Source organism: Streptomyces sp. NPDC040405, from assembly GCF_055595765.1.
This window is the reverse complement of record NZ_JBVIVI010000005.1, coordinates 16,659-31,209: the sequence shown is the minus strand read 5'-3', so window position 1 is coordinate 31,209 and position 14,551 is coordinate 16,659. Positions and strand designations below refer to the sequence as shown.

The 14,551-nt window shown below is 71.3% G+C and carries 9 protein-coding genes and 1 tRNA gene; 1 reads left to right on the top strand and 9 read right to left on the bottom strand.

The features are described 5' to 3' along the window. Positions 1-12: 12 nt before the first annotated feature. The 4 genes from ACZ59A_RS21285 to ACZ59A_RS21270 form a co-directional block, all read right to left on the bottom strand. Positions 13-1,014, bottom strand: a complete 1,002-nt coding sequence (locus ACZ59A_RS21285) for an aldo/keto reductase (protein ID WP_470960670.1) — start codon at positions 1,012-1,014, stop codon at positions 13-15. Beyond that, on the bottom strand, positions 1,011-2,207 hold the full coding sequence (locus tag ACZ59A_RS21280; protein WP_470960669.1) for an MAB_1171c family putative transporter: 1,197 nt from the start codon (positions 2,205-2,207) through the stop codon (positions 1,011-1,013). The genes ACZ59A_RS21285 and ACZ59A_RS21280 overlap by 4 nt, the downstream gene beginning before the upstream one ends. Before the next feature lie 14 nt (positions 2,208-2,221). Further along, positions 2,222-2,782 carry a hypothetical protein gene (locus ACZ59A_RS21275; protein ID WP_470960668.1) on the bottom strand — a complete coding sequence of 187 codons (561 nt, stop codon included), beginning with the start codon at positions 2,780-2,782 and terminating at the stop codon, positions 2,222-2,224. 214 nt (positions 2,783-2,996) lie between these two features. After that, complete coding sequence (locus ACZ59A_RS21270; RefSeq protein ID WP_470960667.1) at positions 2,997-3,431, bottom strand: XRE family transcriptional regulator; 435 nt, start codon at positions 3,429-3,431, stop codon at positions 2,997-2,999. Positions 3,432-3,734: 303 nt separating this feature from the next. Here ACZ59A_RS21270 and ACZ59A_RS21265 point away from each other — a divergent pair, with 303 nt between their 5' ends. Beyond that, positions 3,735-4,391 (top strand): response regulator transcription factor, encoded by a 657-nt coding sequence (locus ACZ59A_RS21265; protein ID WP_470960666.1) that lies wholly within the window; start codon positions 3,735-3,737, stop codon positions 4,389-4,391. Positions 4,392-5,010: 619 nt separating this feature from the next. Here ACZ59A_RS21265 and ACZ59A_RS21260 read toward each other — a convergent pair. The 5 genes from ACZ59A_RS21260 to topA all read right to left on the bottom strand — a co-directional run bounded on the left by ACZ59A_RS21260 (position 5,011) and on the right by topA (position 14,507). After that, positions 5,011-5,087, bottom strand: a tRNA-Thr gene (locus tag ACZ59A_RS21260). A gap of 95 nt (positions 5,088-5,182) precedes the next feature. After that, positions 5,183-6,727, bottom strand: a complete 1,545-nt coding sequence (locus ACZ59A_RS21255) for an alpha/beta hydrolase (RefSeq protein ID WP_470960665.1) — start codon at positions 6,725-6,727, stop codon at positions 5,183-5,185. Between the two features lie 182 nt (positions 6,728-6,909). Next, positions 6,910-8,130, bottom strand: a complete 1,221-nt coding sequence (locus ACZ59A_RS21250; protein WP_470960664.1) for a DNA polymerase III subunit delta' — start codon at positions 8,128-8,130, stop codon at positions 6,910-6,912. Between the two features lie 69 nt (positions 8,131-8,199). Beyond that, positions 8,200-11,454, bottom strand: coding sequence for a dTMP kinase (gene tmk, locus ACZ59A_RS21245; protein ID WP_470960663.1), 3,255 nt, complete (start codon positions 11,452-11,454; stop codon positions 8,200-8,202). Between the two features lie 92 nt (positions 11,455-11,546). Continuing rightward, positions 11,547-14,507 carry a type I DNA topoisomerase gene (topA, locus tag ACZ59A_RS21240; RefSeq protein WP_470960662.1) on the bottom strand — a complete coding sequence of 987 codons (2,961 nt, stop codon included), beginning with the start codon at positions 14,505-14,507 and terminating at the stop codon, positions 11,547-11,549. Positions 14,508-14,551: the final 44 nt, after the last annotated feature.

Here is a 14,551-nt window from a genome sequence, read left to right as displayed (position 1 = left end):
GGCCACGGGGAGTCAGTGGCCCAGGCGGGACATGGCCTGCTCCGGATAACGGCCGCCAGCCACCGCGCCGTCCGGCACCGCGTTACGCAGCAGCTCGCATTGCTCCTTCGTCAGGGTCACGTCGGCGGCCGCCGCGTTCTCCTCCAGGTAGCACCGCTTCTTCGTACCGGGGATGGGGACGATGTCGTCGCCCTGCGCCAGCAGCCAAGCAAGGGCCGCCTGTGCGGCCGTGCAGCCGATCTCGTCGGCGGCCCGGTGCACGGCCTCCACCAGCGTCAGATTGTGCCCCAGGTTCTCCTCGGCGAACCGGGGCCAGCGCCTGCGGTTGTCCCCGCTGCCCAGCTCGTCCACCGATGTGATGCTCCCGGTCAGCAGGGCGCGCCCAAGCGGCGAGTACGCCACCACCGAGATGCCGAGCTCCCGGCAGGTGTCCAGCATGTCGCCCTCGACCACATCCCTGGTGAAGAGCGAGTACTCCAGCTGGACCGCGCTGATGGGGTGGACGGCGTGGGCCCGGCGCAGGGTGTCGGTGCCGACCTCGCTCAGGGCGAGGTACCGGATGTCACCCTTTTCCACCAGCTCGGCCATCGCGCCGACCGTCTCCTCGATGGGAGTCGCGGGATCGCGGCGGTGCACACAGTAGAGGTCGATGTGGTCGACGCCCAAGCGGCGCAGCGACGCATGGCAGGCGGTCCGTACGTACCCGGCCGACGTGTCCACGCCATCCACACGGCCCGACTCCGGGTCGTGGCGCAGCCCGAACTTGGTGGCCAGCACCACGCGGCTCCGCTCGGTGGACCCGCGGCGCAGCCAGGCGCCCAGGAGCTCCTCGTTGACGCCGCGTCCGTACGCGTCCGCCGTGTCGAGGAAGTCGACCCCGAGGTCGAGGGCACGGTCCAGGGTGCGCTCCGACTCGGCGATGTCCGGCACTCCATAGGCGACGGACATGCCCATGCAGCCGAGCCCCACGGATGACACCCTCGGGCCGTGGGTGCCGAGCGTGCGGTGTTTCACGAAGAACTCCTTCTGTCGGACGGGAGGTTCGAGAAGGCCCGGGCCACGCCGAGCAGCCACGCCACTTCCGCACCGTAGTCGCCGCTCCTGCTTCCGTACGGCTCCACGGCGGGCGGCTCTTCTCCGGACCTCGGCCCGGGGTCCGCGTACTTGGCCCGCAGGGCCTGACGCACCACCGTGGCCTGCACCGCCGCTTGGAGGGCCTCTCCCGACAGGCCCGTCTGCCGGGCGCTCTGCCGGGCGCGCGCAGTGATCTCCGCATCCATGTAGGGCCGCAGGGCAAGGAGTCCGTCCTGGATCTCGATGACCTCGCGGTAGAGGCGGTAACTGATGTTCCGGGGCATGATGCGGACGAGCGGGGCAGAACTCTGCGGCTCCAGGACGACGTGCGGATATGCCTGGGTCAGGGCGCGCCACAGCGCGTACAGCCGCTGGTAGTTGATGAAGTTGTGGACCCTGCGGTGCCACTCCGAGGCGGTCGGCCCCCACGAGGGCATGGTCAGTCCCACCGCGAGGAAGAAGATCCCGATGCCGTTTGCCAGCGGCGTGATCAGCTCCCAGCGCAGCGGATCGAGGCCGAACTGCACAGCGAGCACCGCGGATGCGCGATCAATGCAGTAGACGAGGCACGCGGCCGCGCCGATCCCGGTGGTGTACAGCCCCCGGCGCAGCCACTGACGCCCCGCCACGCGCCCGAAGCGCCGACACAGCCGGATGATCTCGACCATTCCGGAGCCGAAGGCGGTCACGTACACGAGCAGATAGACGGCGACCGGCGGCCGATGCGCCTGCTGGAGCAGATAGTGGGTGGCCCGCCCGCCGCCCGCCGAGCCGGCGACGAACCACATCGTCAGCATGACGGCGGCGCACAGCCCGCTGCTCGCCAGTCGCCAGAAGGCCTTACGGCGGGCCTCCTCGGGTGGATACACCCAGTAGGCGATCGCGATGAGCAGGGCCGCGCTGGACGCCACTCCGCCGAAGAGATGGATGCCGAGCGCGCCCAGATTGGGAATTCCGGTGCGGGAGTCCACGGCCGCCGACACCGACGGGGTGGACAGCGTGAAGGACGCCGCCTTGCAGGAGAACGCGATGAGCAGGGCCACAAGCGCCGGATCGTTACGCTGGGTGCGTATGTCGCGCACCTTGTAGAGCAAGACCAGCAGACATATCGCGGCGCAGAGGGGAAACACCACGCCCTTCACACCGTTCACTCCGGCGGCCTCAGCGACTGGTCGATCCGCGCGACGGTGGCCGCGTCATCGGAGGGCACCGCCCATTTGAACTCCATCGGAGGGCGTGTGACCCGCTCCAGTATCAACGAGGCGACGATTTCCGCCGCTTGTTCGTCCTCGGTGGGATAGGTGGTCCGGCCCAGGACCTCGTTGACGCGCTGGACATCGAGGTGGGGAAAGAGGAGCGCCATGCTCTCCGGTTCGGCTCTCAGTGAGTCGGAGTGGGCGCACAGCATGTGCGCCAGCTCGTGCGCGATGATGTGGTCCTGGTGAAACGGGGTGGTGTCGGCCTCGACGACGATGATGTCGACGCTTTCCGTCGCCAGCCATATCCCGCACGGCTCGCCTGCGCCAAGCGCCGCTGGCATCACGTGAATGGGGCGGTCGCGCTGGCGACTCAGCCGGTCGATGAGCGTGGAAATGCCACTTCCGGTGGGCAGGTCCAGGCGGTCGAGGAGCTCTTCGGAGGTACGGTGCAGCCTTTTGAACCTCCTGCGGTCGGACCACCAGCGGGATAATCGGGGCAGGGCAGACACCGTTACTGCCGCCGACCGCTCTCGCCCGCAGGGAAGGCCCGGCGGCATTCTCTGCGGAGAGACAGCTCCCGGATCCGCACCTGCGGCATGCGCCCTCCAAGCCCGTGGAAGTCATCGGCCCGCACAAACATTTGAGCCCTGGGATCGTAGCCGCCGCCGTGGGCTCCCGCTCGAAGATGATGGCCTGATGTCATCGTCGGCTGCCGTGTGCGCGCTACTCGTGCGCGGCCGTCCGCGGCAGCCCCTCCAGGTCGCGGGCGTGCTCGATGATCTCCTTGATGCTCCGGAGGCTCTTGGGAGAGAGTCCGGCCGCCCGAAGCGCCACGTGCTGCACACCGGCGGCTCGCAGCGCGACCATCAACGCCAGTTCAGAGTCGACAGCTTCAGTCGTACGGTCGTCAAAGAAGTAGGCGGGCGGCACTCCGAAGAACCGCGCAAGCCCCTCGACGTGCTTGAGGGTGGGGTTGTCCCGCTGTCCCTTGCGGAGCAGCCATATGTAGCTGCCGGAGATGGACACGCTACTCGAGGAGATGGCGCGTGCGACCTCTTCTGTGCTGTAAGGACCGCGACCCACCGGCACAACTGTCTCAAAAAGGTGGTTCAACTTGGCGGCGAGCGAACGCCCACCGACCCCCTCCACGTCAGTCACATCGCACCTCCGTACTCGCTTCAATGTAGTTGCACACCCGTGTGTACGTCGATGCCCTGTCTCGATCACATGAGTTGACGGGCAAGGACGGGCGGCTTAGCGTCCTGTGGATCGCATCAACTCCTGTTGCTGCTCTCAAGAGTTGATGCAATCAACGGTCGACGGACACAAAGGGGCGGCAGCGTCCGACACGGGCCTCGGCCGAGCACGTGCCTGACTTTGTCTAGTTGGGGGATTCTCGTGAACATCGCGCACAGAGGAGCAAGTCGGCAGAGCCTCGCGGGGCATGGGGCGAGATCCTCGTTGCTGACTGCGGACCGGCTGCCTGGCAGTGACCTGGCCGACGCTGAACCGGACACCATCGACGTAATGATTCTCGCCCAAGGAGCCCTCACACGCAGCGGCATCGCTGCCATGATCTCCGCCCGGGCGGGTATCCGGGTGCTCGGGGACGCGGAGGACGTCGCCTCCGTACCGGATAGCAGACGGCTGCGTCCCGATGTGGTGGTCCTCTGCTTTGCCGACGGCAGCAGAGCCGCGTTCGAGAAGCTCTGCGAAGCGCGTGAGGCCTTCCGCGTGAGCGCGATCCTTCTGGTCATGGGAGCGCTCTCCACAGGCGGCACACAACGTGCCCTTGATGCCGACGTGGCGGGAGTGATATCCGGCGACGCCTCTGTCGACGAACTTGTCGAGGCGATCAGGCACCTGAGCTGCGGCCGGCGCGTCGTCGGCACCGATGTCGCCGTCATGGGCAGCGCCCGGACGCCGAACCCGCTGACTCCGCGGGAGTCAGAGATCCTCCACCTGGCGGCCGAGGGCGAGAGCCCCGAGGAGACGGCGAGCCACCTCCATCTGTCCGTCGGAACCATACGCAACCATCTGCTGTCCGCCGTACAGAAGACTGACGCCAGGAACCGCCTCGACGCGGTCCGGATCGCCCGCGCCAGAGGCTGGCTCTGACCCGCCTGATCCCGCTCTCTTCGGGGCAGGCGAACGTCCCTCCGCCCTACATTTCCGTAGAGTGGATGGGTGTTTCCGTGTGGAGTCCGGGGAAGTCGAACCTCTGGCATCCGCCACGCTGACCATGGCACCGACAGCCATTGCCGTCGGCGGTTCGGCCAGCGCCTGTTCCGATGTGTCCGGGGACGGCGGGTCGGTGGGCGGCCTGGCTTCCCTGTTCGGCGGTGGTGGCGGTGACATGAGCCCGCCGATGAGCAGTGCGGCCGACGCCCTGTTGCCCGCCCGAACGCCCTTGCGGTGTTCCTGACCCTGGGCGTCGGTTCCTCGTGGACGGCCGGGTCGCATCCGGCGCAGAGCAACAGCAGCAATCCGCTCGCCGCTCTGATGAGCGGCATGGGCGGGAGTGCAGGGGGCATGGGCAGCGGCCAGCAAACCGACCGTACCGAACACCTGAGGTCCCTGGCAGTCGGCGGCAGGCGCTGTGGTTCGCGGCCCTCACGGTGACTGCTCTCGTCCTGGCCTGCTGTACCTACCGGCGGCCCCCGCCACGAATTAGTCAGACTGCCAAGGTCAAGAGAAACAAGAAACCCCAAGTCAAAAGCCTGACCTGGGGTTCCAGTGGAGCCGCCTAAGGGAATCGAACCCTTGACCTACGCATTACGAGTGCGTCGCTCTGGCCATCTGAGCTAAGGCGGCATGCTGGTGGTGCCTGATCGGCAGCAGCAGCTTCGCCAAGTTTACACAGTCCCGGGGGGTGCTTCGTACGGGGTTCCGGGCGGCGGACGGGGTGGTCAGGTGCAGCGGCGGTGGGTGGGGGTGGGGGGTCGGCCGGTGAGGAGGTAGGTGTTGATCGCGGTATCGACGCAGCGGCTGCCACGGGAGTACGCGGTGTGGCCGTCGCCGTCGTAGGTGAGGAGGGTGGCGGAGGTGAGCTGGGAGGCGAGGGCGCGGGCCCAGCGGTACGGGGTGGCGGGGTCGCGGGTGGTGCCGACGACGACGATGGGGGCGGCGCCCTTGGCCCGGAGCGGGTGGGGGCGGCCGGTCGGGCGGACGGGCCAGTAGCCGCAGTTCAGGGCGGACCAGGCCAGGGACCTGCCGAAGACGGGGGAAGCCTTCTGGAAGGCGGGGAGGGAGGCGCGGACGTCGGCGGGGGAGCGGAAGGCGGGTGGGAGGTCGAGGCAGTTGACGGCGGGGTTGGCGTACATGAGGTTGGCGTAACTGCCGTCGGTGTCGCGCTCGTAGTAGAGGTCGGCGAGGTTCAGCAGGCCCTCGCCGTCGCCGCGCTGGGCCGCGCGGAGGGCGGTGCGCAGCTGGGGCCAGGCGCCCTCGTCGTACATCGCGGTGATCACGCCGATGGTGGCGAGGGATTCGGTCAGCGTGCGGGAGCCGCCGGTGGACACCGGGTGGGAGTCGATGCGGCGGAAGAGGGCGCTGAGCCGCTTGCGGGCGGATCCCACGGTGCCGGTGCCGAGGGGGCAGCCGGAGCGGCGGAGACAGTCCCGGGCGAAGGCGGTGAAGGCGGTTTCGAACCCGGCGGTCTGGTCGCGGTTCATGCGTCGCGAGGTCAGCGTGGGGTCGAGGGCGCCGTCGAGGACGAGGCGGCCGACGCGGGCCGGGTAGAGGTCGGCGTAGGTGGCGCCGAGGAAGGTGCCGTAGGAGGCGCCGACGTAGGCGAGTTTGCGGTCGCCGAGGGCGGCGCGCAGCAGGTCCATGTCGCGCGCGGCCTCGACGGTCGAGACATGGCCTAGGACGCGGCCGGAGCGGGCCGCGCAGCCGCGGGCGAACTTCTTGTACGCGGCGACGAGCCGACGGGTCTCGGCGGAGTCGTCGGGGGTCTGGTCGGTCCGGGTGAAGGCGTCCATCTGCCGGTTGTTCAGGCAGGTGACGGGCTCGCTCCCGGCCACGCCGCGCGGGTCCATCGCGACCAGGTCGTACCGGGCGCGGACCGGGGCCGGGTAGCCGATCGCGGCGAAGCTCTGCAGATAGCCGATCGCGGAGCCGCCCGGGCCGCCGGGGTTCACCTGGAGCGAGCCGATGCGGCGGGCGGAGCGGGTCGCCTTCTTCCGGGAGACCTCCAGCTTCAGGTCATGGCCGGTGCCGGGCCTGGCGTAGTCGAGCGGGGCCTTCAGCGTGGCGCAGTCGAAGCCCGCGCCGCCGGGGCACTTGCGCCAGGTCAGGGTCTGCTCGTAGTACGGCTTGAGCGCGGTGGGGACGGCCGTCGGCATGGACGCGGCGCGCGGCGCCGAGGCTCCGGCGGTGCAGCCGGAGAACAGCAGGGCCGCGCCCGCGACGGCGGCGCCGATGGTGGTGAGCGTGCTGCTGCGGCTGATGGCCATCGGCGGATCCCTCGGGTCGCGAGTGCTGGCGAGGAGCCGCCAGCGATACGGAGCGTATCCGTCCGACTACGCTTCATGCGGCCCCGGAGTCACTCGGACGAGTGAGGAAGCCGCACGCGCCCCGCAGCCGCACGCGCCCCGCAGCCACGGGCGACCCGCACGCCGCGGCGGCCACGCCGCTGTCAGCCCGCGCGCAGCGCCATGGTCATCGCCTCCACCGCCAGCAGGGGCGCCACATTGCGGTCCAGCGCCTCGCGGCAGGCCGAGACCGCCTCGATCCTGCGCAGCGTCCGCTCCGGCTTCGAGCCGGACGCCACCCGCTCCAGGGCGTCCTGCACGTCGGTGTTGGCGAGCGCGACCCGGGAGCCGAGCTGGAGGGCCAGCACGTCCCGGTAGAAGCCCGTCAGCTCGGTCAGGGCCAGGTCGAGGCTGTCGCGCTGGGTGCGCGTCGCGCGGCGCTTCTGGCGGTCCTGCAGCTCCTTCATGGCCCCGGCCGTGCCACGCGGCAACCGCCCGCCCGTACCGGCGGCGGCGCCGAGCGCGGCGCGCAGCTCCTCGGTCTCCTTGGCGTCGACCTCCTCCGCGACCTGCTTGGCGTCCTCGGCCGCCGCGTCGACCAGCTCCTGCGCCCCCTTGAGGCAGCCCCCCACGTCATCGATGCGGAGCGGGAGCTTCAGCACCGCCCTGCGACGGGTCCGGGCCCGCTCGTCGGTGGCCAGCCGCCGGGCGCGGCCGATGTGCCCCTGGGTGGCGCGGGCGGCGGAGGCGGCCAGCTCGGGGTCGATGCCGTCACGACGGACGAGGATGTCCGCGACGGCGTCCACCGGGGGCGTACGGAGGGTGAGGAGGCGGCAGCGGGAGCGAATGGTGGGCAGCACGTCCTCCAGGGAGGGCGCGCACAGCAGCCATACGGTGCGCGGCGCGGGCTCCTCGACGGCCTTCAGCAGGACGTTGCCCGCGCCCTCGGTGAGCCGGTCGGCGTCCTCCATGACGATCACCTGCCACCGGCCGCCCGCCGGGGAGAGCTGGGCGCGGCGGACCAGCTCGCGGGTCTCCTTGACGCCGATGGTGAGCATGTCCGTACGGACCACCTCCACGTCGGCGTGCGTACCGACCAGGGCGGTGTGGCAGCCGTCGCAGAAGCCGCAGCCGGGGATGCCGCCGAGCGCCCGGTCGGGGCTCACGCACTGCAGCGAGGCGGCGAAGGCGCGGGCGGCGGTGGCCCGGCCGGAACCGGGCGGTCCGGTGAACAGCCAGGCGTGAGTCATCTTGGACGACGCCATGCGCTCGGAAGCGGGCGCGGCCGACGCACCGGCCGTGACCAGCGCGTCCGCGTCACGCGCGGCAGCGGTCAGCTGGGCCGCTACTCGGTCCTGCCCGACCAGGTCGTCCCATACCGCCATGGCTGCCTCCGCCGTATCTGCCCAACGCGTCCCATTGTGGGGCACCCCACCGACAACGCCGCCGGGCGGTCAGCGGCGGCGCCTGCCGCCGCCCTCGTCGTCGCGGTCACTGTCGCCGAGGAGTTCGTCGGCGAGCGTCGGGAGGTCGTCCAGCGGGGTCTCCTCCGCCCAGTCAGGGCGCGGACGCCGACGACGCGACTGGTCCTGGCCCTGGCTCTGGCTCTGGCCCTGGTCGAACTGCGGCATCTCGCGCGTACGGTCGTTCCCCTGCGCCTGGCCGTGACCCTGATCCTGCCCCTGCTCCTCCTTGCGGAACATCCACGGCGGAACCCGGTCGGCCGGATCGGCCGAGCGCTCCTCCCGTACGGACGGCTCGTCCCGTACGGGCGGCAGGACGGCCGTCTCGTCGGTCGCGGAGGACCCCGGAGCGGACTGCTCCGGCGCCTGCGACCGAGGAAGGAGCGTGGTCTCCTCGGCGTCCGGATTCTGCCGGGGGCGCACCGGCGGGATGACGGCGGTCTCGTCGGCGTCCGCGTCGGGCGCACGGCGATCACCGCGCCCACGGGAATCACGGGGGGCCTGCGGTTCAAAGCGCGGCGTCTGGACCGTCTCCGCCACATCAGCCGCCGAACCGGACCCCGCATCGGACGCCGCGTCAGCCGCCGAACCGGCCTCCGTGTCCGCCGCCGTGTCGTCATCCCGCGCATCCGTCGCTTCCGGCGCCGCCGGAAGCTCGGTCTCCACGGTCGGAGCGTCCGCGGCCAGCCGTGCCTGCTCCGCCCGCAGCAGCGCCTCCTCCGCCTTGCGCTGCTCCTCCTGGCGGCGCGCCGCCGCCTCGGCCCGCTCCAGGGCCTGCGCCTCCGCCTTGCGGCGGAGCCGCTCCTGCTCGGCGGCGCGGGCGCGGTCCTCGGCCTCGATGCGCTTACGGTCCTCCTCGGCCCGGCGGCGCGCGTCCTCGGCCCGCTTCTCGGCCTCCTCCGCCTGCCGCTCGGCCTCGCGCTGCCGCGCCTCCTCCAGCTCGCGGCGCTTGCGCTCCTCCTCCTCGGCGCGCGCCTTGGCCAGCGCCTCCTGGCGCTCGCGCTCCAGCCGCTCCTCCTCCGCCTTGCGGGCGGCCTCCTCCTCGGCCTTGCGGCGCGCCTCTTCCTCCGCCGCCTTCCGCGCCTCCTCCTGGGCCGTCAGCTCCGCCTCCGACAGCGGCAGCATCTGGTCCAGGCGGTGGCGTACGACGGAGGTGACCGCCTCCGGCACCTGTCCGGCGTCCACGACCAGGTAGCGGGCCGGGTCGGCGGCGGCGAGGGCGAGGAACCCGGAGCGCACCCGCTGGTGGAACTCGGCGGGCTCGGACTCCAGCCGGTCGGGCGCCTCGGTGAAGCGCTCGCGCGCGGTCTCCGGGGAGACGTCCAGCAGCACCGTCAGATGCGGCACCAGGCCGTTGGTCGCCCAGCGGGAGATGCGGGCGATCTCGGTCGCGGCGAGGTCGCGGCCCGCGCCCTGGTAGGCGACGGACGAGTCGATGTAGCGGTCGGAGATGACGACCGCACCGCGCTCCAGGGCCGGGCGGACCACCGAGTCGACGTGCTCGGCGCGGTCCGCCGCGTACAGCAGCGCCTCCGCGCGGTGCGAGATGCCCGCGGACGAGACGTCGAGCAGGATCGAGCGCAGCCGCTTGCCGATGGCGGTCGCGCCCGGCTCGCGGGTGACGACGACCTCGTGGCCCTTGGCCCTGACCCATTCGGCCAGCGCCTCGACCTGCGTGGACTTGCCCGCGCCGTCGCCGCCCTCGACGGAGATGAAGAAGCCGGTCGCGGCCGGGGCCTCGTCCGCGCCCCCGCCGCGCAGCAGCGCCTCGCGCAGATCGCGCCGCAGCGGGACGCCCTGCCGGTCGTCGGTGCGGCCGAGGACCAGCGCCGCGATGGGCAGCAGCAGCGCGCCGACGAGCATGAGTGTGAAGGCCGCGCCGCCGTGGGCGAACACGAAGTCGCCGCTGCCGAGCCGGTGCGGCCCGATCACGGCGGCGAGCAGCGGCGCGGCGACGGCGCCGAGACCGACGGCGACGCGGACGATGGCCTGCAGGTGCTCGGTCATCCGGGGCCGACGGGACTCCTCCAGCTCCTGGTCCAGGAGGGAGTGGCCGGTGTTCGCCGCGACTCCGGCCGACAGACCGGCGAGCAGCGCGATCATCAGGACGGTCGTCGCGTCGTGCACCAGGCCCGCGGCGAGCAGCGCGAGACCGGTCAGCGCGACCGACATGGCGAGCAGCCGACGCCGCGAGAGCCCCGGGAGGACCTTGGGTGCCGAGCGGATGCCGATCGCCGGGCCTCCGCTGAGCACGAGCACCAGCAGCGAGAAGCCGACCGGGCCGCCGCCGAGGTCGACGGCCTGCAGCGCGGCGACGCCGACGGCCGCGGCGATCGCGGCGGCCACTCCGGCGCAGGCGAGGATCAGCAGCGGTACGGCGCCGGTACGGCCCTTGTCGGCGCCGGTACCGGAGAGGGCGCGCGGACGGCGCAGCCCTTCGAGCGGGGAGCGCGTACGAGGCGTCTGCGCGCCCGGCAGCTCCACGAAGTAGAGGACCGAGATGGACGCCGCGAACAGCCCGGCGCCGACGTACGAGCCGAGCGCCGCCTGATGGGCGTGGAACCAGCTGACGCCCGTCCCCAGCAGCCTCCCGATGAGCATGACAACGAGAAGCCCGGCGGCGGCCAGCGGCACGCTGAGGAAGTTCGTCCGCAGCGAGAGTCGGCGCAGCGCGTCCATGTGGTCCGGCAGCGGGCGCACGGCGGCGCCCTCGACGGGCGGCGCGGGGAGCAGCGCGGGGGCCGCGTCGTCCTTGGCGATGGTCCAGAAGCGCTCGGCGACGCCCACCACGAAGGTGGTGATGAGCAGCCAGGCGACGGCGTCGTCAGGCGTCCAGTCGATCCACAGCGGCGCGATGAGCAGCAGGACGAGCCGCAGCCCATCCGCGCCGATCATGGTCCAGCGGCGGTCCAGCGGGCCGGACGCGCCGATGAGCGCGGAAAGCGGGCCGAGCAGCACCGCCCCGAACAGCAGGGTCGCCAGGAGTCGCACGCCCAGCACGGCCGCGACCGCCAGCGCCGCGCCCCGATACCCCCCGCCGAAGGAGCCCGCTGACACCGCGGCCTGCAGCGACAGCAGTACGAGCACCAGCACGGCCAGCGCGTCCGCGGTACCGCCGACGAGTTGGGCGCTCCAGAGCCGTCGTAGCGGCGGATAGCGCAGGAGGGCTCGGACGGCACGCTCGCGGGAATCCGCGGCAAGGGCGCCGGAAGTGGGGGTCACGTCCGTTGGCTGCTCTCGCGTCATCCCGCCAGCCTATCCGGATCACGTGAATCCACGTCCCCCCGGCCGAACAAACGGGCGGGGGCACGCGGATGACGTGCGGACGATCCGGGCGGCTACTCCGCCTTTGCCGCCGTTTTCCCGGCCGCGGCGGTCTTGGCCGTGGTGGCCGTCTTGGCCGCGGTGGTCTTCTTCGCGGCCGTCTTCTTGGCCGTGGTCTTCTTCGCCGCGGTCGTCGTCTTCTTCGCCGCGGTCTTCTTGGCGGCCGTCTTCTTCGCGGGGGCCTTCTTCGCCGCCGTCTTCTTGGCCGCGGTCTTCTTCGCGGGGGCCTTCTTGGCGGTCTTCTTGGCCGGGCCCTTGGCCCGCTTCTCCGCCAGCAGCTCGTAGCCGCGCTCGGCCGTGATCGTCTCGACGTCGTCGTCCCGGCGCAGCGTCGCGTTGGTCTCGCCGTCCGTGACGTACGGACCGAAGCGGCCATCCTTGACCACCACCGGCCGCTCGCTGACCGGGTCGGTGCCCAGCTCCTTCAGCGGCGGCTTGGCCGCGGCCCGGCCGCGCTGCTTGGGCTGCGCGTAGATCGCCAGCGCCTCGTCGACCGTGATCGTGAAGAGCTGCTCCTCGCTCTCCAGCGAGCGCGAGTCGGTGCCCTTCTTCAGATACGGGCCGTAGCGGCCGTTCTGCGCGGTGATCTCGGTGCCCTCGGGGTCGGTGCCGACGACGCGCGGCAGCGACATCAGCTTGAGCGCGTCCGCGAGGGTCACCGTGTCCAGGGACATCGACTTGAAGAGCGAGGCGGTGCGCGGCTTGACCGCGTTCTTGCCGGTCTTCGGGGTGTCGTCGGGCAGCACCTCGGTGACGTACGGACCGTAGCGGCCGTCCTTGGCGACGATCGGGCGCCCGGTGTCGGGGTCGGTGCCCAGCTCGAAGTCGCCGCTCGGCTTGGCGAGCAGCTCCTCCGCGAACGCCACGGTCAGCTCGTCCGGCGGCAGGTCGTCGGGGACGTCGGCGCGGTGGCCGGTCTCGCCCTCGGTCTGGGAGGGGCGCTCGACATACGGGCCGTAGCGGCCGACGCGCAGCATGATCCCGTCGCCCACGGGGAAGGACGAGATCTCCCGGGCGTCGATCGCGCCCAGGTCGGTGACCAGCTCCTTCAGGCCGCCGAGGTGATCGCCGTCACCGTTCCCGGCCTCGGCCGCGGCGCCCTTTCCGGCGTCGACGCCGTTCACGCTCTCGCCGAAGTAGAACCGCTTGAGCCACGGCACGGCCTGGGCCTCACCGCGCGCGATGCGGTCGAGGTCGTCCTCCATCTTCGCGGTGAAGTCGTAGTCGACCAGCCGGCCGAAGTGCTTCTCCAGCAGGTTGACCACGGCGAAGCTCAGGAAGGACGGCACCAGCGCGGTGCCCTTCTTGAACACATAGCCGCGGTCGAGGATGGTGCCGAGGATCGTGGCGTACGTGGACGGACGGCCGATCTCGCGCTCTTCCAGCTCCTTGACCAGCGACGCCTCGGTGTAGCGGGCCGGGGCCTTGGTGGCGTGGCCGTCGGCGGTGATCTCCTCCGCGGCGAGCCGGTCGCCATCGGCGACCTGCGGCAGACGGCGCTCGCGGTCGTCCAGCTCGGCGTTCGGGTCGTCGGCGCCCTCCACGTAGGCCTTCATGAAGCCGTGGAAGGTGATCGTCTTGCCGGAGGCGGAGAATTCCGCGTCCCGTCCGTCGCTCGCCCGGCCGCCGATCTTGACGGTGACGGAGTTGCCGACCGCGTCCTTCATCTGGGAGGCGACGGTCCGCTTCCAGATCAGCTCGTAGAGCCGGAACTGGTCGCCGGTGAGCCCGGTCTCCGCAGGGGTGCGGAAACGGTCGCCCGAGGGACGGATGGCCTCGTGCGCCTCCTGCGCGTTCTTCACCTTCCCGGCGTACGTCCGCGGCTTGTCCGGCAGGTAGGAGGCACCGTACAGCTGTGTGACCTGCGCCCGGGCCGCCGCCACCGCCGTGTCCGACAGGATGGTGGAGTCGGTGCGCATATAGGTGATGTAGCCGTTCTCGTACAGCTTCTGCGCGACCTGCATGGTGGCCTTGGCACCGAAGCCGAGCTTGCGGCTGGCCTCCTGCTGCAGCGTCGTCGTACGGAACGGGGCGTACGGCGAGCGGCGGTACGGCTTGGACTCGACGGACCGCACCGTGAAGGCGGTGTCCGCGAGACCGGCGGCCAGGGCGCGGGCGTCCGCCTCGTTCAGGTGCAGGACGTTCGCGCCGCCCTCCCGTCGCCCACCACCGCCCTCAGTCGAGGCTTCGCGCTGCCCATTCTTGAGCTGCCCGAGCGAGGTGAAGTCACGGCCCTGGGCGACCCTGCGGCCGTCCACGGCGGACAGCCGGGCGCCGAAGGTGCCCGGGTCGCTGGTGTCACCGGCCCGGCCGGTGGAGAACGTGCCGGTCAGGTCCCAGTACTCGGCGGAGCGGAAGGCGATGCGCTCGCGCTCGCGCTCGACGACGAGACGGGTGGCCACCGACTGGACGCGGCCCGCGGACAGACCCCGCATGACCTTCTTCCACAGGACCGGCGAGACCTCGTAGCCGTAGAGGCGGTCCAGGATGCGGCGGGTCTCCTGGGCGTCGACCAGGCGCTTGTTCAGCTCGCGCGGATTGGCGACGGCCTCCCGGATCGCGTCCTTGGTGATCTCGTGGAAGACCATCCGGCGGACCGGGACCTTGGGCTTGAGGACCTCCTGGAGGTGCCAGGCGATGGCCTCGCCCTCCCGGTCCTCATCGGTGGCGAGGAAGAGTTCGTCGGACTCGGCGAGCAGCTCCTTGAGCTTCTTGACCTGGCTCTTCTTGTCCGCGTTCACCACGTAGACGGGCTGGAAGTCATGATCGACGTCGACGCCGAGGCGGCGCACCTCGCCGGTGTACTTGTCGGGTACCTCGGCCGCACCGTTCGGCAGGTCCCGGATGTGCCCGACGCTCGCCTCGACCACGTAGCCCGGGCCCAGGTAGCCCTTGATCGTCTTCGCCTTGGCAGGCGACTCGACGATGACGAGTCGGCGGCCGCCCTGTGCGGTCTCGCTGGTGGTCGGGGACAACTTCGCTCTTCTCTCCGGTCGACGCTCGGTGAACGGACGCTGCA